Origin of the sequence: Kitasatospora sp. NPDC048545 (assembly GCF_040651155.1) — a bacterium.
Taxonomy (GTDB): domain Bacteria; phylum Actinomycetota; class Actinomycetes; order Streptomycetales; family Streptomycetaceae; genus Kitasatospora.
In genome coordinates, this window is the sequence record NZ_JBEZIQ010000005.1 from 1 (window position 1) to 18,247 (window position 18,247).

General features: G+C 74.9%; 16 protein-coding genes. 12 read left to right on the forward strand and 4 right to left on the reverse strand.

Translation table 11 applies throughout. From position 1 onward, the window contains the following. Positions 1 to 335: 335 nt before the first annotated feature. Both AB0D10_RS06775 and AB0D10_RS06780 read right to left on the reverse strand, forming a co-directional pair. Positions 336 to 2,747, reverse strand: a complete 2,412-nt coding sequence (locus AB0D10_RS06775; protein ID WP_360252465.1) for a SulP family inorganic anion transporter — start codon at positions 2,745 to 2,747, stop codon at positions 336 to 338. A 438-nt stretch (positions 2,748 to 3,185) separates the two neighbouring features. Continuing rightward, entirely contained in the window at positions 3,186 to 4,193 is a 1,008-nt protein-coding gene (locus tag AB0D10_RS06780; protein ID WP_360252468.1) for an ATP-binding protein, read from the reverse strand. 222 nt (positions 4,194 to 4,415) lie between these two features. On the opposite strand from AB0D10_RS06780, the gene AB0D10_RS06785 reads away from it, so the two are divergent. Then, positions 4,416 to 5,306, forward strand: a complete 891-nt coding sequence (locus tag AB0D10_RS06785; RefSeq protein WP_360252470.1) for an oxidoreductase — start codon at positions 4,416 to 4,418, stop codon at positions 5,304 to 5,306. Between the two features lie 375 nt (positions 5,307 to 5,681). Here AB0D10_RS06785 and AB0D10_RS06790 read toward each other — a convergent pair whose 3' ends face one another. Beyond that, a complete protein-coding gene (locus AB0D10_RS06790) occupies positions 5,682 to 6,581 on the reverse strand; it encodes an HAD-IB family hydrolase (protein WP_360252473.1) in 900 nt (299 codons plus the stop codon). 725 nt (positions 6,582 to 7,306) lie between these two features. On the opposite strand from AB0D10_RS06790, the gene ssd reads away from it, so the two are divergent. The 7 genes from ssd (at position 7,307) to AB0D10_RS06825 (ending at position 13,033) form a co-directional block, all read left to right on the forward strand. After that, positions 7,307 to 8,431 (forward strand): septum site-determining protein Ssd, encoded by a 1,125-nt coding sequence (gene ssd / locus AB0D10_RS06795; RefSeq protein ID WP_360252476.1) that lies wholly within the window; start codon positions 7,307 to 7,309, stop codon positions 8,429 to 8,431. After that, positions 8,431 to 9,861 (forward strand): TadA family conjugal transfer-associated ATPase, encoded by a 1,431-nt coding sequence (locus tag AB0D10_RS06800; RefSeq protein WP_360252479.1) that lies wholly within the window; start codon positions 8,431 to 8,433, stop codon positions 9,859 to 9,861. Before ssd ends, AB0D10_RS06800 begins: the two co-directional genes overlap by 1 nt. A gap of 113 nt (positions 9,862 to 9,974) precedes the next feature. Then, positions 9,975 to 11,069, forward strand: a complete 1,095-nt coding sequence (locus AB0D10_RS06805; protein ID WP_360252482.1) for a type II secretion system F family protein — start codon at positions 9,975 to 9,977, stop codon at positions 11,067 to 11,069. Then, positions 11,069 to 11,848: a type II secretion system F family protein gene (locus AB0D10_RS06810; RefSeq protein ID WP_360252485.1), complete on the forward strand. Its 780-nt coding sequence runs from the start codon at positions 11,069 to 11,071 to the stop codon at positions 11,846 to 11,848. The genes AB0D10_RS06805 and AB0D10_RS06810 overlap by 1 nt, the downstream gene beginning before the upstream one ends. A gap of 51 nt (positions 11,849 to 11,899) precedes the next feature. Next, entirely contained in the window at positions 11,900 to 12,172 is a 273-nt protein-coding gene (locus AB0D10_RS06815; protein ID WP_360252488.1) for a DUF4244 domain-containing protein, read from the forward strand. Continuing rightward, the gene (locus tag AB0D10_RS06820) at positions 12,162 to 12,515 is read left to right on the forward strand and encodes a TadE family type IV pilus minor pilin (RefSeq protein WP_360252491.1); all 354 of its coding nucleotides are present in this window, start codon (positions 12,162 to 12,164) and stop codon (positions 12,513 to 12,515) included. Before AB0D10_RS06815 ends, AB0D10_RS06820 begins: the two co-directional genes overlap by 11 nt. Beyond that, complete coding sequence (locus AB0D10_RS06825) at positions 12,503 to 13,033, forward strand: Rv3654c family TadE-like protein (protein WP_360252494.1); 531 nt, start codon at positions 12,503 to 12,505, stop codon at positions 13,031 to 13,033. The genes AB0D10_RS06820 and AB0D10_RS06825 overlap by 13 nt, the downstream gene beginning before the upstream one ends. Here the strand turns inward: AB0D10_RS06825 and AB0D10_RS06830 are convergent. Next, the gene (locus tag AB0D10_RS06830) at positions 13,028 to 15,445 is read right to left on the reverse strand and encodes a DEAD/DEAH box helicase (protein ID WP_360252496.1); all 2,418 of its coding nucleotides are present in this window, start codon (positions 15,443 to 15,445) and stop codon (positions 13,028 to 13,030) included. The two genes, AB0D10_RS06825 and AB0D10_RS06830, sit on opposite strands and share 6 nt — an antisense overlap. A 222-nt stretch (positions 15,446 to 15,667) precedes the next feature. On the opposite strand from AB0D10_RS06830, the gene bldG reads away from it, so the two are divergent. From bldG to AB0D10_RS06850, 4 genes are all read left to right on the forward strand, one after another. Then, complete coding sequence (bldG, locus tag AB0D10_RS06835; RefSeq protein ID WP_049659132.1) at positions 15,668 to 16,009, forward strand: anti-sigma factor antagonist BldG; 342 nt, start codon at positions 15,668 to 15,670, stop codon at positions 16,007 to 16,009. A 161-nt stretch (positions 16,010 to 16,170) separates the two neighbouring features. After that, positions 16,171 to 16,590, forward strand: coding sequence for an ATP-binding protein (locus AB0D10_RS06840; protein WP_360252499.1), 420 nt, complete (start codon positions 16,171 to 16,173; stop codon positions 16,588 to 16,590). 131 nt (positions 16,591 to 16,721) lie between these two features. Continuing rightward, positions 16,722 to 17,090, forward strand: coding sequence for a cyclophilin-like fold protein (locus tag AB0D10_RS06845; protein WP_360252502.1), 369 nt, complete (start codon positions 16,722 to 16,724; stop codon positions 17,088 to 17,090). A gap of 198 nt (positions 17,091 to 17,288) precedes the next feature. Beyond that, positions 17,289 to 18,059, forward strand: coding sequence for a small secreted protein (locus AB0D10_RS06850; protein WP_360252504.1), 771 nt, complete (start codon positions 17,289 to 17,291; stop codon positions 18,057 to 18,059). Positions 18,060 to 18,247 lie beyond the last annotated feature (188 nt).

Genomic DNA, 18,247 nt, shown 5'->3' on the forward strand with positions numbered 1-18,247 from the left:
GTCCGCGGTGACGTTGGCGGCTGCGGCGAGCTCTGCCGGCGGGGCGAAGCGCCGCTCCTCCTTGAGCAGGTTGGCCAGGCTCTCGTTGCTCAACGCGCACTCCTCATCGAGTCATGATCGGGGACGATCCCGTGCGTGGGGATTGTCCCGTGTGTCCCAGCGCACAGCTCACCAGGCGAATGGGGCAGTTGACAAGAGGCTCCCAGGAATTGGTGTAGACCTTTGGCCCGGTGCCCGAACACCTGCCCGTACGGTCGACCGCATGGGAGTGGAGAACCTACCAGGGCTGGTGGGCCCGTGCCCCGGCCCGCCCGGCGGGGACACGGACCCGGCTCTCAGGCGGCCAGCTGGGGCCCCTCCCCACCGCCGCCGGACGGAACCCGGCCGTCCTCATTCACCCGTCCGGCCGATGCCCCACCGGGTCGTGTTTCGGGGTGGGCGCCACCGCGGCCCTCGGTGCGGCCCTCGGTGCGGGCCTCGACCGGGCTGAACGTCCCGGCGGCGCGATCCAGGACGTAGGCCTGGGCGGTCGCGAGGTCGAAGTACATCCCGACCAGTCGCAGTGTGCCCTCCTCGACCCGGCGCTCCACGGCCGGGTTCGCCATCAGCTGGTCCAACTGCTGGACCACGTTGGTGATGCAGAGCTGCTCCACCGGGTCCACCACCGGCCGGGTGGCGAACTCGGCGGGCACCCGACGGAGCCGGTCCAGCGAGCCACGGCCGTTGCGCAGCCAGCGGGCCAGCGGGGTGGGCGGACCGGGGAGCTCGTGCACGCCGTCCAGCAGGGCCTTCATCGCCCCGCAGCCGGAGTGGCCGCAGACCGTGATCGAGCGCACCTCCAGCACCTCGACCGCGTACTGCACCGCGGCGGCCACCGAATCGTCGGCCGCACCGGGTTCGAACGGGGCCGGCACCAGGTTGCCCACGTTGCGGACCGTGAAGAGGTCGCCAGGCCCGCTGTTGGTGATCATGCTGGTGACCATCCGTGAGTCCGCGCAGGTCAGGAAGAGCTGGGAGGGCGTCTGTCCTTCCCGCGCCAGCCGGGCGAGTTCGGGCCTGATCAGCGGGGCGGTGTGCAACTGGAACACCCGGACCCCGTCCAGCAGCCGGCCGTGCGGGTCCTCCTGCTGCTCGATGCAGTGGTGGCCGACCCAGGGCGTCCAGGCCCGGCAGCGGTGTGGCCCGGGTGAACTGCCCGCGCGCACCGTGCCGTCGGGGTCGAGCACCTCGTCGTCCTGGCGCCTCGTCACCAGCGAGACCCGGCCGCCCGCGTCCTGGTGCCCGGCCCGCCAGCTGTGCAGGGTCTCGTACGCGGCGTGGTCCAGGAAGGAGCCGTCGTGGACCACGGTGACCTCGGCCCCGGCCGGGACGCCGGCCAGCGCCCGGCTGAGCCGGGGGACGGCGGCGAAGGTGAGCGGGCCGTGCGTCTGGACGGTGACCGAGCCGTCGGGCCCGGTCCCGACGTCCACGTGGGCACGGGTCAGCCGGTAGAGCGCGAGCAGGACGGCGGTGCCGGCGCCGATCGCGACGCCCCACAGCACGCCGGCCGCCACCACGGCGATCACGGTGGTGAGGTAGACCGGGAACTCGCGGTGCCGGTGCACGTTGCGGATGTGCGCGGAGCTGACCATCTGCAGCCCGACCACCAGGACCAGTGCGGCGAGCGCGGCCAGTGGGATCCGGCGCAGCCCGCCGGTCAGCGCCAGCGCGGCGGCCAGCACCCAGACGCCGTGCAGCACCGAGGCCCACCTGGACTGGGCGCCGGCCTGCACGTTGGCGGTGCTGCGCACCGCGCCGCCGGCGATCGGCAGCCCGCCGATCAGACCGCTGAGCAGGTTGGCGAGGCCCTGCCCGCGCAGTTCTCGGTCGAGGTCGCCGGAGCGGCGGGACATCCGGTCGATCGCGACGGCGGAGAGCAGCGACTCCACGCTGGCCACGGCGGTGACCGTGAGGACGGCGGCGATCAGGCCGAGCACCGGGCCGTGCGGCAGCGCGGGCACGAAGGCGTGCGGCTGCCAGGCGGGCAGTTCGATGTGGGCGAGCCGCAGGTCCAGGGCGAGTGCCAGTGTGGTGGCCAGGGCGATGGCGGCCAGCGGGCCCGGGACCCTGGCGATCCGGGCGCCGAGTCGGCCCGCGCGGCCGGGGAGCCGGCCGAGCCGGGGCCAGCCGAGCAGGACGGCCACGGTCACCGCGCCGATCAGCAGCGCGGGCGGGTGCGGACCGGCCGCCTGCCCCGGCAGCGCGAGGAGGTTGGCGGCCGCGGAGCTCTGCGGTGAGCCGCCGAGCACGACGTGCAGCTGCGCGATGGCGATGGTGAGTCCGACACCGGCCAGCATGCCGTGCACGATCGCGGGCGAGACGGCGAGCGCCGTCCGGGCCACCCGGCGTGCCCCGAGCAGGAGTTGGAGCAGTCCGGCGGCGAGGGTGACGGTGCAGGTGGCCTGCCAGCCGTACCGGGCGATCAGCCCGGCGGTGATTACGGTCAGAGCTGCCGAGGGGCCGCTGACCATGAGCGAGGTGCCGCCGGACAGCCCGACCACGATGCCGCCGACGGCCGCGGCGGCCAGCCCGGCGGTGAGCGGTGCGCCGGTGGCGAGGGCGATGCCGAGGGAGAACGGCACGGCGATCAGGAAGACCACGAGCGAGGCGGAGAGGTCCTGGGCCCAGCGGATCCGGGCGCCGGGGCCCGGCGGTGCGTGGTCGGTGGTGTCGGAGGCGATGGGGGCGCTGGAGATGTCGAGGGTCATGGTCTTCCCGTCTGTCCGGGGGAACGAACGCAGTCGGGTCCGGCGGTGAGTCCGGGGTGGGGCTCGGGGCGGATCGGCTGTCGTGGGTCGCGACGCGGTGTGGCGGGATGGCGTGGCGCGGCGGGGAGCGCGGGTGTCACCGGCCGGCGTTGACCATCGGGCCCGCCAGGAGCCCGGGCGAGGTGCGGGTGTCTCGCCGGGGCCCGCCGGGACGGACCATCAAGACTCGGTAAACCGAGAGTAATGAAAGCTTTGCACGGCGTGGTTGCGGGAGGGAAGCGGAAAACCCCCTGGTTCACCCCAATGGGTGGTGTTCGAACGGTCGGGAATCTGCTGGTGGAGTGGTGGCCGCAGGCGAACGGGCCGGACGTGCCGGACGGGCCGCGACCCCCCCGAGTGGTGGGAGGTCGCGGCCCGTCCGGCGCGGCGGCGCGTGCGTCAGGCGCGGGCTCCCGCCGGGGCCGACCGCTCGCCGCCGTCCGCGAACCGGCCCGGGACGAAGCCCTCGTCGACCTGGGTGGCGAGGTCGACGCCGACCTTGGCGTTGGCCCAACTCTCCGCGTTGCGGCGGTGGAAGAGCACGGCCTGCTCGGTGTAGCGATGCGCGTCCCGCCGCCCGTACGCCGCGTCGGCCTCGGACCGCAGTTGCTCCAGCACGGCCCGGTTGGCCGGTTCCAGGGACTTCAGCGGCGGCTCGGCGCCCTGCTCCAGGCGGCGCACCCAGTCCGACTGTCCGAAGGTGGTGAGCAGGTCGTCCCCGACCTCGCGGCGCAGGAAGGCCAGGTCGTCCGGGCCCTGCACCTTGTTGCCGACCACCCGGAGCTGCACGCCGAAGTCGCGGGCGTAGTCCCGGTACTGGCGGTAGACGGAGACGCCCTTGCGGGTCGGCTCGGCGACCAGGAAGGTCAGGTCGAAGCGGGTGAACAGGCCGGACGCGAAGGAGTCCGAGCCCGCCGTCATATCGGTGACCAGGTACTCGTCGGGGCCGTCCAGCAGGTGGTTCAGCAGCAGCTCCACCGCGCCGACCTTGGAGTGGTAGCAGGCCACCCCGAGGTCCTCCTCGGTGAACGCGCCGGTCGCCAGCAGCCGGACCGAGCCCTCGTCCAGGGCGATCGGACGGGCGCAGGCGGCGTAGACCGGGTTCTCCTCGACGATCCGCAGCAGCCGCGACCCGCGGCCGGGTGGCGTGGTTTTGATCATCTCCTCGGCCGAGCGGATCAGCGGGTTGTTGCCGCGCAGGTACTCCTTGATCTCCGGCAGGTGCGCGCCGAGCGAGGGCAGGTCGGCGGCCTGGGCGTCCGTCAGCCCCAGGGCGGGGCCCAGGTGCTGGTTGATGTCGGCGTCCACCGCGATGACCGGTCGTCCGACGGCGGCCAGGTGGCGGATGAACAGTGCGGACAGCGTGGTCTTCCCGCTGCCGCCCTTGCCCACGAAGGCGATCTTCATCTGGGGACTCCGGCTCTCGCTCAGGGCCCTCGCTCGGGGCCGCCTTCCCAGGGGGCGCGTGCGACGGGGGCGCCCTCTAGTTGGAAATCGTTATCGTCTCCGATAGTGGCCATGCTAGCCCGGGTTTGGGGCCGCTCGGGGGAGGGAAGTGAGGATTGCCTCTAACGGGTGATGCGGGGTTGCTGTTCCGGGAAGGGCGGCCCGTTCATTACTCTCGGGTAGGTGAGCACTGGAACAGATCCCCTCGCCCCGCTGGCCCAGCTCCCCGGGGTGCCCGACGCGGTGGCCGAGGTGCGCAAGGCCGTCGACCGGCTCTACGGCCACCGGGTGATGCGCCGCCGCGCGGCCGAGGTCACCTCCGAGTCCGCGCTGCGCGGCGCCCGCGCGTCGGCGGCCCTGGCCGGCGCCGACTGGCCGCTGGAGGAGGTCCGCCGCCGCACCGACTTCAGCGCGGACGCCGAGGCCCGCACCGTCGGCGCAGCCCTGCGGATCGCCGCCGAGGCGGGCCAGCTGCTCAGCGTCTGGCGGCACTCGCCGCTGCAGGTGCTGGCCCGGCTGCACCTGCTCGCGGTCGGCGACGGCGACCCGGCCGCCGGGCGCCCCCGCCGGGCCGGGGAGGGCGCCGAGACGCTGTTCCCGCTGGACCTGGAGCCGGTGGAGAGTGTCCGGGTCGAGGCCGTGGACGGGCCGCTGCCCGAGCTGCCGCCCACCCCGGGCGCCGAGGAGGTCGCGGCCCGGCTCGATCAGCTCTCCCGGCTGCTGGTGGCGCGCGCGGAGGGGCAGGGCGTGGGCACCCCGGCCCTCGTCGTGGCCTCCGTGGTGCACGGCGAACTGCTCGCGCTGCGTCCCTTCGGCACCCACAACGGGGTGATCGCGCGGGCCGCCCAGCGGATCGTGCTGATCGCCGAAGGGCTCGACCCGAAGGCGATCTGCCCGACCGAGGTCGGCCTGGCGGAACTCGGCACCGCCACCTACCGCCGGGCCCTCGCGGGCTACCTGGCGGGCACGCCCGAGGGGATGGCGGCCTGGATCGCACACTGCGGCGCGGCGCTGCGGCTCGGCGTGCGGGAGAGCACGGCGGTGTGCGAGGCGATGCAGCGCGGCATGGCCTGAGCGGCCGGGCCGAACGTGCGAACGGGCCCCGCTGGGGCCCGTTCACATGCGGATGCGGCGGCACCTGATCCTGCTCGGTGCCGCCGCTGGTGCAGATGCCGGGTGACCATGCATGCACCGGAAGTGCCGATCAGACGGGGATCCTGCCCGTTCGTCTGGTCCGGCGGCCCGACAGCGGGTCGGCTGCATGTGGGTGCTCGGCTATCTGTACACGCGGTCCGTGGGGCCTGAACTGCGTTGTCGGTTTGACCTCTTCGGTCCTGACCGGGTCTCGCGGGCCGTGCTTCATTTGTATCGCGTTTCGGGCGAAAGGGGAACCCGAAAAGAGAAGTCCATGCCGATTGACCGTTTTGTCCAGGCGGGTCGGTCGGGGCCTCAGGCGAGCGGGCGCCGCCGGCGGGCCAGGTACCAGATCACCCCGGCGGTCACCACGGCCGTCCCGACCGCGACCGCGGTCAGCACCGAACCGCTCGGGGCCGAGAACTCGGGCAGTCGCCGCCGCAGTTCCACCGGCTTGTCGAAGACCAGCACCGGCCACTCCCGGGCCTGCGCCTCCTTGCGCAGCGCGCGGTCGGGGTTGACGGCCGACGGGTGGCCGACCGCCTCCAGCAGCGGGAGGTCGGTGGAGGAGTCGCTGTAGGCGTAGGACGAGGCCAGGTCGTAGCCCTCGACCGCGGCCAACTCCCGGATGGCGGCGGCCTTGTTCTCGGCGTAGGCGTAGTACTCGATCTCGCCGGTGTAGCAGCCGTCCTGGACCCGCAACCTGGTGGCGATCACGTGGTCCGCGCCGAGCAGGGCGCCGATCGGCTCGACCACCTCGGAGCCGGAGCTGCTGACGATCACCACGTCCCGGCCGGCCGCGTGGTGCTGCTCGATCAGGGAGGCGGCCTCGTCGTAGATGATCGGGTCGATCAGGTTGTGCAGGGTCTCGGCGACGATCTCGCGGACCTGCTGGACGTTCCAGCCCCGGGTGAGCGCGGAGAGGTACTCGCGCATCTTCTCCATCTGGTCGTGGTCCGCGCCGCCGACCAGGAAGACGAACTGCGCGTACGCACTGCGCAGTACGGCCCGACGGTTGATCAGGCCACCCTGGTAGAAGGGGCGGCTGAAGGCCAGCGCGCTCGATTTGGCGATGATGGTCTTGTCGAGGTCGAAGAAGGCCGCCGTGCGCGGCCCGCCCGACCGGGGGTGGGCGGGTGCGCGGAGCTCCTCGGGCCCGGTGGTGTCGCCCGGGGACTCGTCGGCGTGGTCGTCGGCGTTCTCGGTGGTGTCCACGGGAACCGAGGATAGAGGGAGCCACAAAACACCCCGCCATTCGGTGTACTCGTGGGCGTGCGGGTTTGTGTTTCTGGCCGCTCGGGTACACCATGGAAGTCACGGATCGTTCGCGACCGTGCTAACCCGGTCCGGCTCCTCCCCCCCGAGTCGGGCTGTGGATAGACGACCCCCGCTCTCCCCCCCGGCGGGGGTCGTCGCACGTCCGGGGCCATTTTCAGGGCTTGAAGGCCCTTCGCCGCGCATCCCGCGCGAGCCCCGTCGGTGGTGTGCAGGGGGTGTCGGCGGCTCGGCCCGTTGGCCATCTTTCGTCACTCTCCGTTGCCGTTTGCTCATGGCCGTCGAGGAATGAACGGCCGGTTCCGACCGGCGGTGCGAGCCTCTCCGAGGGGGTCACCGGAAGAGCGGCGGAGGCCTTCGGAAGATCGTCCGATCGCGCCTGCGCGGTCCGACGGTTCATCTCCGTGACGCCTTTCGTCAATTCTTCGCCGATTAGCCCCCCGCCCGGGTGAACGTTTTCATCCACAGCCCACGAGTTATCCACAGGCAATCGGAACGTGGATGACGGAATCCGGATCTCCCCCCACCGTGATGGTCGGCGGCGGTCGCCGGGCAGGCCTCATCTCCCTCCTCTTCCGGAGGTCTGCCGGGCGGCCGTCCGCCGGAACCGTCCGACGTGCGCCGCGGCCGCCCCTGGTGGCCGCAGGCGCGGAGGGGAGACCACCATGTCGACGCCGATCGCCGACCACGTCACCGCCGAGGGCCCCGGCGCCCTCGGGCCGCTCGTCGTCACCGGGGACGACGCACTGGCGGAGCACCTGCTGCGGCTCTGCGCGGCGGCGGGCACCGAGCCCAGACTGATCCGCGGCGCGCCGCCGACGCGGGAGCTCTGGGAAGGGGCCCCGCTGGTCCTGGTCGGGGACGACCAGGCCGTCCACTGCTCCGAGTTGGGGCGGCGCGGCGGTGTGCTGCTGCTCGGACTGGACCTGGACGACCCCGGCGTGTGGGTCCGAGCCGTCCGGCTCGGCGCCGAGCACGTGCTGTTCCTGCCCGACGCCGAGGCCTGGCTGCTCGACCGGATCGCCGACGCGGCCGAGGGCGGCGGGCCCCCGGCGGTCACCGTCGCGGTGCTCGGCGGCCGGGGCGGTGCCGGGGCCTCGACCCTGGCCTGCGCCCTGGCGGTCACGTCCGCGCGAACGGGCCGGCGGACCATGCTCGTCGACGGCGACCCGCTGGGCGGCGGCCTCGACATCCTGCTCGGCGGCGAGACGGCCCGCGGGCTGCGCTGGCCCGACCTGGCCGGCTCGCGCGGGCGGGTCAGCGGGGCCGAGTTGGCCCGGGCACTGCCGGCCCTCAAACGGCTCTCCGCGCTCGCCTGCCTGTCCTGGGACCGCGGCGACACCCTGACGGTGCCGCCGGAGGCCATGCGCAGCGTGCTGGCCGCCTCCCGGCGGCGCGGCGGGCTGGTGGTGGTCGACGTGCCTCGCCACCTCGACGCGGCCGCCGGGCAGGCGCTGGAGCAGTCCGACCTGGCCCTGCTGGTGGTGCCGGCCGAACTGCGCGCGGTGGCCGCCGCCGACCGGGTCGCCGCGGCGACCCGGATGCGGCTCGGGGACGTCCGGGTCGTGGTGCGGCCGGTGCGGGCCGGCGGACTCCCGGCCCACCGGATCGCCCGCGGCCTGCGGCTGCCGCTGGCAGGGGAGTTGGAGGCGGAACCCGGCCTGGCCCCGGACGTCGAGAAGGGCGTCCCGCCCGGGAGCAGGGAGAGCGGCCCGCTCGCGCGCTTCTGCGCGACCTTCCTGAACGAGGTGCTGCCGCCGGTTCCGGCGGTCGGAGGAGGTGTCTACTGATGGTCCGTCTGCGCAGAACAGCCTTCCGGGACGGCGTGCCCGGTCCGGGCACCGGTGCGCGGGAGCACCGGCCGCTGCGGAGCGTGCCGCCGCCCGGCGGGCCGCCGGAGGCCGGGCACGAGCCCTGCCCCTACGGCCGGACGGCCCGCGAACAGCGGGCGGCGGCCCTGGTGGACGCCGTGCGGCTGCGGCTGGCCGAGTCGGGGGCCGCCCCGACGGCGGGCTCGGTCGCGGCCGCGCTGCGAGCCACCCGGCCGCCGCTCGGCGGGGACGAGGTCCTGGACACCGTGCGCTCGCTGCGCGCCGAACTGGTGGGTGCGGGCCCGCTGGACCGGCTGCTGGCGGCGCCCGACGTCACGGACGTCCTGGTGAACGGTCCGGAGGAGGTGTGGGTCGACCGTGGCGGCGGCCTGCGCAGGGCCACCGGAGTCCGCTTCACCGACGCCGAGGCGGTGCGGCGGCTGGCCCACCGGCTGGCAACCGCGGCCGGGCGGCGACTGGACGACGCCCGGCCCTGGGTGGACGCCCGGCTGCCGGACGGCACCCGGCTGCACGCCGTGCTGCCCCCGATCGCGGCCGGCTGCACGCACATCTCGCTGCGGGTCTGCCGGCCCCGGCCGTTCACGCTCGACGAACTGGTCGCGGGCGGCGCGCTGCCGCCGGAGGGCGCCGAACTGCTGGCCGGCATCGTGCGGGCCCGGCTGTCGCTGCTCGTCTCGGGCGGGACGGGCTCGGGCAAGACCACGCTGCTCGCCGCGCTGCTCGGGTTGGTCGGGCCGGACGAGCGGATCGTGGTCGCCGAGGACTCCGCTGAGCTGCAGCCGGCCCATCCGCACGTGGTCCGGCTGCAGAGCCGTCCGCCCAACCAGGAGGGGCTGGGCGAGTTCACCCTCCGGGACCTCGTCCGCCAGGCGCTGCGGATGCGCCCGGACCGGCTGGTGATCGGCGAGGTGCGCGGGGCCGAGGTGTCGGACCTGCTGGCCGCTCTGAACACCGGGCACGAGGGCGGCTGCGGCACGGTCCACGCCAACACTGCGGCGGACGTGCCGGTCCGGTTGGAAGCCCTGGGCTCGCTCGCCGGGCTCGACCGGCCGGCGCTGCACAGTCAACTGCGGGCCGCGATCGAGGTGGTGGTGCACCTGGTCCGGGATCCGGACTCGGGACGGCGCCGGGTCGCGGAGATCCACACGATGGCCGGGGACCGCGAGGGGCTGGCCGTGACCACCCCTGCGGTGGCCTTCCCGGCGTTGGGCGGACCGGTTCCCGGGGCGGGCTGGGAACGGCTGGTCGGGCTGCTGGCGGCGCGTGGGGTGACGCTCGGGGCGGGGCGCGAGCCCGGTCCCGAGCGTCACCCTACCGGGACCCGGGCCGCTGGGTCCGGGGCCACCGATCCCGGGCGCCTCGGGTCCGGACCCGGCGGGCCAGCGTGACGGTGGGCGTGGGGGTGCGTGCGGTGGAACTCGCCTTCGCCCTGCTGCTCGGCGGGTGTGCCACGGGCGCGCTCGTGCTGCTCGGGGCCTGGAAGCGGAAGGACCGGTGACGGATGACAACGGAGGTCGGAGAGATGGCGCGCGGTCAGTTCGAGCTCTGCTGGGCGGTGGCGTTGTGCCTGGTGGCGGCCGCCGGATGGCGAACGCTGCAGGAACAGCTGCCGGGTGGGCGGCGCTCCCGGCTGCTGCTCGCGGGCAGCGCGCCACCCGTGCCGAGGCCAGGGCGAGGGCCGGTACCGGACCCGGTGGCGCGGGCCCGACTCCGCCTGCCGGAGGCCCTGGCGCCCGAACTGCTGGCCCTGCCACTGGGGTTGGTCGCCGGACAGGCCACCGGCTCGCCGGTGCCGGTGCTCGCGGCGGCCTTGGCCGTCCTGCCGCTGCGCCGGTGGCGGTTGCGGCGGTGCCTGGCGGCCGAGGCCCGGCAGCGGGCCGGCGCCGTGGTGGAGCTCTGCGCCGGACTGGCCGGGGAGTTGCGCGGTGGGGCGACGCCGGAACGGGCGCTGCACCTGGTCACGACGCGGCTCGCCGCCGACCCGGACGCGCGGCGCAGGCTCGGCGACGAACCGCTGGCGCGGCTCGCGGCGGGCCGCTACGGCGGGGACGTGCCCGCCGCGTTCCACCTGCTGGCCGAACTGCCGGGCGGGAGCGGGGCGGCGGCCGTCGCGGCCTGCTGGCGGGTCGCCGCCGACAGCGGGGCGGGACTGGCCGCGGCGCTGGACCGGGTCGCGGAGGCGCTGCGCGGGGAGCGGGCGTTGGCCGAGGAGATCGCCGGGGAGCTGGCCGGGCCGCGGACGACGATCGCCGTCCTGGCCGCGCTGCCGGGTGCCGGACTGCTCCTCGGCGCCGCGCTCGGTGCCCACCCGCTGGCCGTCCTGCTGCACACCCCCGCCGGGCTGGGCTGCCTCGCGGCGGGAGCGGTCCTGGAGGGGCTGGGCGTGTTCTGGACGGCACGCATCGTCCGGTCCGCGGCCAGAGGCGCGCTGGATGCCTCCCGGGGGCCTGGCGGGCCCCGTCGGGCGCCTGACGGCACGCCGCCGGTGCTCCCGGGGCTCCCGGAGCTCGCCGCGGGCGAGCGGGGCTGCGGATTGTCGCGGCTGCGGACGAGGCCCCGTGCGCGGACGTTCGGAGCGGGAGCGGGGGCCGGGTGATGCGTGGAGCCCTGTGGGTCGCCCTCGGGTTGCCGCTCGCGGCGGCCGTGGTGGTGGCGGTGCGGGCGCTGGAACGCGGCCGGGCGAGGTGCCGGCGGGCGTTCCCCGGGCCGGGCAGGAGGGCGGAGGCCCGGCGGTCGTCGGGGGTGGCGGACCCGAGCACCGGGCGTCGGCGGCGGGCGGTCTCGACGGCGGTCGCCGGGCTCGCGGTGGCCCTGCTGGTCGGCGGCGGCACCGGCTTGGTCGCCGGGGCGCTGGCGGCGGTGGCCGTCCACCGGTGGACGGCCCGGGCACGATCGCCGGCGGACCGTCGGGCGGCCCTGGAGGAGGAGCTGCTGACCAGGCAACTCCCGCTGAGCGCGGAACTGCTGGCGGCCTGCCTCGGCTCGGCGGCGTTGCCCTCCGAGGCGGTGTCGGCGGTCGGCCGGAGCGTGGGTGCGCCGATGGGTCCCCGTCTGGTGGCGATCGGGGCCGAACTGGCCCTCGGCGCACCACCGGAGCTGTGCTGGAGCCGGCTCGGCGAACAGCACCCGTCGCTGGCACCGCTGGCGCGCTGCCTGGTGCGGACGAGCCTCGGCGGAACGCCTGCCGCAGGACCGCTGATCCGGCTGGCCCACGGCCTGCGGGCGGCGGCCGCCCGCGCGGCCCACGCCAGGGTCCGCCGGGCCGCGGTGCTCGCCACCGCTCCGCTGGGGCTCTGCTTCCTGCCGGCCTTCGTGCTGATCGGCGTGGTGCCGGTGGTGATCGGCCTCACCAGCCTGTTCGCGCGGGCGATGTGACCGGAAGTCGAAGGTTCGGACATTCGAGAGACGACGAGACAGGAGAGATCCATGACTGCGGTGATCGTGATCAGGCCCGTCGACGGGCGCCCGCTCCGGCGGTTGCCCGGGGCGTGGCGGCGGAGGAGGCGCTGGGTGGCCCGCCGGGTGCGCGTGGCGGCCCGGCACCGGGGCCGGTCGGACGCCGGGATGACGACGGCCGAGTACGCGGTCGGCACCCTGGGTGCGTGCGCCCTCGCGGCCGGGCTGTACAAGGTCGTGACCAGCGAGGCCATCACCGGCGCGCTGACCGACATGCTCCAACGGGCGCTCCATGCGGCCTAGACGACCCGGGCCCGCGTGCATTTGGTCGGGGCGGCGCGGGGACGGCGGCTTCGTCACGGCGGAGACGGCGGTGGCCCTGCCGGCGCTCGTCCTGCTGGCCGCGATGCTGATCTGGGGCGTGCTCGCGGCGGCCGCGCAGATCCGCTGCGTGGACGCCGCCCGGGTCGGTGCCAGGGCGGCCGCGCGCGGGGAGGTCGACTCCGTCGAACTCGCCCTCGCGGCGGCTCCGGCGGGTGCGCGGGTCCGGCTGACGCCGACGGCCGACACCGTAAAGGTGGACGTGGATGCACCGTGCGCGGCGCCGGGCACCGCGGAGGGAGGTGGCGGCCCGTGGCCGTCCTGAGCGGGACGGCGGCCTTGAGCCGGTCGGCCGTCCCGGCCGGGCCGCGGGCGGTGCTGGAGCGGGTGGTCCGGGCCCGCGCGGGGCGGGCGACGGCGGGCGGACATGGACCGGACACCGGCTCCGCGACGGTCTGGCTGCTGGCCCTGGCGATGCTGGGCGCGGCGGTGTTCGCCGCGACCCTCGCGGTCGGATCGGTGGTGGCCGCCCGGCACCGGGCCGAGTCGGCCGCCGACCTCGCGGCCCTCGCGGCGGCGGACCGGCTGCTGCTGGACCCGGACGGCGGCTGTGCCCGGGCCACCGGGATCGCCGCGGCCCAGGGCGCCGACCTGGTGTCCTGCGTGGTGGACCGGTCGGGGGACGCCGTCGAGGTGGTTGCCGAGGTGAGGGTCGCCGGCCTCCCGGTGCGCCTGCCGGTCGGTCCGGCGAGGGCGAGAGCACGGGCGGGACCGGTACGGGCTCCGGTCAGCGTCGCCGAGGACGGCCTCGGCGACGCCCCGGGCGGGACGGCGGCCTCATGACCCCGACGTTGCCCCACCGCCCGCGTCCGTCCCGGTGCCCGGGTCCGCCTCGGCGTCGGTCGTCCCGGGCGGCTCCGCGCCGGGCTCCGCCGCCGGGTTGCCGGGCGCTCCGGCCAGCAGGACGTCCAGGAGCCGGACGGCGGCCGCCTTGTCCAGCGGGTCGTTCCCGTTGCCGCACTTGGGGGACTGGACGCAGGACGGGCAGCCGCGCTCGCACTCGCAGGAGGCGATCGCCGAGCGGGTGGCCGTCAGCCACTCGACCGCCCGCCGGAAGCCGCGTTCGGCGAAGCCGGCCCCGCCCGGGTGGCCGTCGTAGACGAACACGGTCGGCAGCCCGGTGTCCGGGTGCAGTGGGACGGAGACACCGCCGATGTCCCACCGGTCGCAGGTGGCGAACAGCGGCAGCAGGCCGATCGAGGCGTGCTCGGCGGCGTGCGCGGCGCCGGGGAGCAGGTCGGGCGGGATGTCCGCGTCCAGCAGTTGGTCCTCGGTGACGGTCCACCAGACCGCGCGGGTGCGCAGTGTCCTGGGCGGCAGGTCGAGCTTGGTCTCGCCCATGATCTCCCCGGTGGAGATCCGCTTCCGGAGGTACCCGACCACCTGGTTGACCACCTCCACCGAGCCGAAGGTGAGCCGGCCCTCGCCCCAGTCGACGGTGGTGTCGGTGTCGAGGACGGAGATGGAGGTGATGTCGCGGGCGGCCGTCGTGTAGGGCGGATCGGCCGGTTCGACCAGGGCGGCCGAGTTCTCCAGGTCGAGTTCCCGGACCAGGTAGGTGCGGCCCTGGTGGAGGTGGACGGCCCCGGTGTGGACGGTGGTGTGCGCGGCCGCGGCGTCCACCGTGCCGAGCAGCCGGCCGGTGTCGGCCTCGACGATCTGGACCGGGCTGCCGCCGCTGCCGCGCAGGTCGACGGCGTCGGCCGCGCGCTCGCGGCGGGTCCAGTACCAGCCGTCGCCGCGCCGTCGCAGCAGGCCGCGGCGTTCCAGGACCGGCAGCAGCGGCGCGGTGGACGGCCCGAACAGCTCCAGGTCGGCGTCGGTGAGCGGGAGTTCGGCGGCGGCCGCGCAGAGGTGCGGGGCGAGTACGTGCGGGTTGTCCGGGTCGAGCACGGTGGCCTCGACGGGCGCCTCGAACAGTGCCTCCGGGTGGTGCACCAGGTAGGTGTCCAGCGGGTCGTCCCGGGCGATCAGGACGGCCAGCGCGCCCTGGGCCTCACGGCCGGCCCGGCCCGCCTGCTGCCAGAGCGAGGCCCGGGTGCCGGGGTAACCGGCCATCAGGACGGCGTCGAGACCGGAGATGTCGACGCCGAGTTCGAGGGCGGAGGTGGAGGCGAGGCCGAGAAGCCGGCCGGAGTGCAGGGCGCGTTCCAGGGCCCGGCGTTCGTCGGCCAGGTAGCCGCCGCGGTAGGCGGCCACCCGGTCGGCGAGCGGTCGGCCGAGCTGGTCCTGGGTCTGGAGGGCGACGAGTTCGGCCGCGCGGCGGGAGCGGACGAAGACGACGGTGCGGGCCTCCCGTTCGACCAGGTCGGTGAGCAGGTGCGCCGCTTCGGCGGTGGCGGTGCGGCGGACGGGGGCGCCGTGCTCGCCGACGTTCTCGGTCAGCGGCGGTTCCCAGAGGCCGAAGACCATCGGCCCGCGTGGCGAGGCGTCCTCGGTGACGGCCACCGAGGGGAGTCCGGTGAGGCGCTCGGCGGTCGCGGCCGGGTCGGCGGTGGTGGCGGAGGCCAGCAGGAAGGTGGGTGACGACCCGTAGCGGGCGCACACGCGGCGCAGCCGGCGCAGCACCTGGGCGACGTGCGAGCCGAACACGCCCCGGTAGCTGTGGCACTCGTCGACGACCACGTAGCGCAGTGCCTTGAGGAAGGAGGACCAGCGGGCGTGGCCGGGCAGGATGCCGCGGTGCAGCATGTCCGGGTTGGTGAGCACGTAGGAGGCGTACTGGCGGACCCACTCGCGTTCCTCGGGCGGGGTGTCGCCGTCGTACAGGGCAGCGCGGACCCTCGGCGGGGCGAGTTCGGCGGCCCGGCGGCGCTGGTCGGCGGCGAGGGCCTTGGTGGGCGCCAGGTAGAGCGCGGTGGCGCCGCGGCCGTTGCGGGCCTCGGTGCCGTCCAGCAGGTCGCTGAGCACCGGGGCCAGGTAGCCCAGCGACTTGCCCGAGGCGGTGCCTGTGGCGATCACCACAGTCTGACCGGTTTTCGCCAGGTTCATCGCTTCTGCCTGGTGCGCCCAGGGCCGCTCCACCCCGACCGCGAGCGCCGAGGCCACGATCTCCGGACGGATCGACTCGGGCCAGGGTGAATAACGTGCAGGTCGGGCGGGAAGGTGCTCCGTATGGGTGAGCCGGTCGGACCGCCCCCGGCCGTCGGTCAGGGTCGTGAGCAGTGCCTCGGGAGGGCTGTGTCGGGGCGGCATGGGGACCCAGTGTGTCACCGGCGTGACGGAGAATCGTCGTAAGCCATCGTGCGGGCATGGTCGCAGGTGGTTGAATGTGGCCGTGACGGCCGTACGGCCGTGGGTCGCAGCGCTGAGGCTTGCCACGCGTTGGCTGGGCGCGCCCGGGCTCGCGACCATGCGGTGGCGGCCGTCCGGCCGAGGATCGCACATGACGTAGCAAGGCAAGGTGCTGGAGGTTCCGTGGACCTGTCCCTGTCGACCCGTTCAGTCGGCGATCGCACGGTCGTCGAGGTTGGCGGCGAGATCGATGTGTACACCGCCCCGAAGCTGCGGGAGCAGCTGGTCGAGCTCGTCAACGACGGCAAGTACCACCTCGTCGTCGACATGGAAGGCGTGGACTTCCTCGACTCGACCGGCCTGGGTGTGCTGGTGGGTGGTCTGAAGCGGGTGCGTGCCCACGAGGGTTCGCTGCGCCTCGTCTGCAACCAGGAGCGCATCCTGAAGATCTTCCGCATCACCGGCTTGACCAAGGTCTTCCCGATCCACACCTCGGTGGACGACGCGGTCAACGCGACCGACTGACGCGGCCGGGCCGGCCCTCGTGGTCGGCCCGTCCCGTGCACCTCGCGTCCGGGGTGTCCGGGCCCGTGCGGCCCGGTGCGTCCCGGCCGCCTCTGGGCCGGTTCAGCCGGCCCGCAGGGGCCGTATCACCGGCCCCGGTCGGAGCACCCCGAGGGGGAGAGATGGCAACCGTCGAACTTCGATTCAGCGCGCTTCCCGAGCACGTGCGGACGGCCAGGCTGGTCGCCGCGGCCGTCGCCAGACGGGCCGGGGTCGACGAGTCGGTGCTCGACGAGGTACGGCTCGCGGTCGGTGAGGCGTGTTCCCGCGCGGTCGGCCTGCACCAGCGGGGCGGCATCGGCGGCACGGTCAGGGTCGCGCTGACCGATCAGGAGAAGCGTTTCCTCATCGAGGTCGAGGACGAGGCCGGCCCGGTCGTCGTCCCGGCCTCCGGCGCCGCCGAGGGCGGTGAGCCGGACGACGACACCCTTGGCCTCGCCGTGATCACCGGCCTGGTCGAGGACCTGGAGGTCACCAACGGCACGGACGGTGGCCTGATCCGGATGAGCTGGCCGGTTTCGGTTGCCTCCGTCGCGGTCTGAGGCCGCTTCACGCACCCGGCGGGGTCCGCTCCCCGGGTATGCGTTGACAAACTGTTGAGCATGGCGGTTCGCTGCTTCCGGCACGACCGGGTCCGATCGCTGATCGGACCTCGTCGCGGAAGAGGAAATCCATGCGGATTCGCATCCTGTGGCCGGCCGGTCAGGTGACCGCCACGCTGACGGCGACCCCCACCACCGAGGCACTCCTGGCCGAGCTGCCGATCAGTTCGTCGGCGAGTACCTGGGGCGAGGAGGTCCACTTCGGCACGCCCGTCAGCGTGCCGCGGGAGGACGGAGCCCGACAGGTCGTGGAGCCGGGCACGGTCGCCTTTTGGACGGACGGGGAAAGCCTCGCGCTGCCGTACGGTCCGACGCCGATCTCGCGCGCCGGCGAGTGCCGGCCGGCCTCGCCCTGCAACGTCCTGGGCGCGCTGGACGGGGACGCGGCGGTGCTGCGCACCGTCCGGCCGGGTGATCCGATCCGGGTCGAACGGGCCTGAACTGCAGCCGGGCGTGGGCCCGGGGACGAAGCGGCGCAGGCCCGGGAGCGGACCGCGGCGGCCTCGGGACGAACCGCGGACCGCCCCGGGCGGACGTCCGCCGCGGGAGCCGCGAAGCGGGAACCGGGAACCTGGGGGCGGGAACCGGCCGTGTAGGTTCGACGACCGATGACGACCGAAACCGAAAGGCTTCTCCCGGTGAACAAGCGACTGCTGGCCGTACCCGCTCTCGGCGTGCTGCTGGCGTTCGGCGCCGTCGGCTGCGGCGGCGGCGGCGACGACAACAGCAAGCAGCTGGAGTCCTGGGCGTCGAACGTCTGCGGCGCGGCCAAGGACCCGATCGCCCAGGCCCAGACCGCGCTCGCCGACACCGGCCAGGTGAAGACCGGTGAGGCGCCGGCCGACCTGCAGAAGCGGCTCTCCACCGACATCGGGCGGCTGGCCAAGACCAACCAGGACATCGCCTCCGCCGTCGACGGCGCCGGCGCGCCCAAGGTCCAGGACGGGGCGGCCCTGCAGAAGGACACCGTCGACGAGCTGAAGAAGGCGGCCGACGGGTACCAGGAGGTCCAGAAGAAGCTGGACGCGCTGCCCAACGACGACCAGGCGAAGTTCGCCGACGGGCTGCGCAGCGTCGCCGACCAGGTGCAGCAGCTGGCCTCGCTCTCCACCCAGGCGCAGAGCAAGCTGCAGCGCGGCGACCTCGGTGCCGCGATGGCCAAGCAGGAGGGCTGCAAGCCGTCTCCCGCCACCGCGCCGGCCGCCGCCCCGACCAGCGGTGCCGGCACCGCTGCGAGCGGCTCCCCGGCGCCCGCCGGTGCGGGCACGACCCCGGCCCCCGGGGCGACCGGCACGCCGAGCGCCCCCGCCACCACTCCCGCGGCCGGTGCGACCGACTCCGCCGCCCCCACTGCCGGCGCCACCACTCCGGCCGCCCCGGCCACCACCCCGGCACCCGCCGCGAGCTGACCGGGGGCCGGTCCCGCCTTCGCGAAGCGGCCATATAGCGAAGCGGCCACGTAGCGGCGCGGCCGCGCGGCTACGCGGCGACACGGCCACGCGTCGGCGGATCGGCATGAAGGGGGACAGGGAACATCGGCAGCCGGTGCCGCTCGCAGGAGCGGCACCGGCTGCCGCGTGCCGGGAAGGAAGCGCTG

Coding starts and splice junctions, on each gene's coding strand:
- AB0D10_RS06775 (WP_360252465.1), bottom strand. CDS start 2,747: ATGACCCTCGACATCTCCAGCGCCCCCATCGCCTCCGACACCACCGAC.
- AB0D10_RS06780 (WP_360252468.1), bottom strand. CDS start 4,193: ATGAAGATCGCCTTCGTGGGCAAGGGCGGCAGCGGGAAGACCACGCTG.
- ssd (WP_360252476.1), top strand. CDS start 7,307: ATGTCGACGCCGATCGCCGACCACGTCACCGCCGAGGGCCCCGGCGCC.
- AB0D10_RS06800 (WP_360252479.1), top strand. CDS start 8,431: ATGGTCCGTCTGCGCAGAACAGCCTTCCGGGACGGCGTGCCCGGTCCG.
- AB0D10_RS06805 (WP_360252482.1), top strand. CDS start 9,975: ATGACAACGGAGGTCGGAGAGATGGCGCGCGGTCAGTTCGAGCTCTGC.
- AB0D10_RS06810 (WP_360252485.1), top strand. CDS start 11,069: ATGCGTGGAGCCCTGTGGGTCGCCCTCGGGTTGCCGCTCGCGGCGGCC.
- AB0D10_RS06815 (WP_360252488.1), top strand. CDS start 11,900: ATGACTGCGGTGATCGTGATCAGGCCCGTCGACGGGCGCCCGCTCCGG.
- AB0D10_RS06820 (WP_360252491.1), top strand. CDS start 12,162: ATGCGGCCTAGACGACCCGGGCCCGCGTGCATTTGGTCGGGGCGGCGC.
- AB0D10_RS06830 (WP_360252496.1), bottom strand. CDS start 15,445: ATGCCGCCCCGACACAGCCCTCCCGAGGCACTGCTCACGACCCTGACC.
- AB0D10_RS06840 (WP_360252499.1), top strand. CDS start 16,171: ATGGCAACCGTCGAACTTCGATTCAGCGCGCTTCCCGAGCACGTGCGG.
- AB0D10_RS06845 (WP_360252502.1), top strand. CDS start 16,722: ATGCGGATTCGCATCCTGTGGCCGGCCGGTCAGGTGACCGCCACGCTG.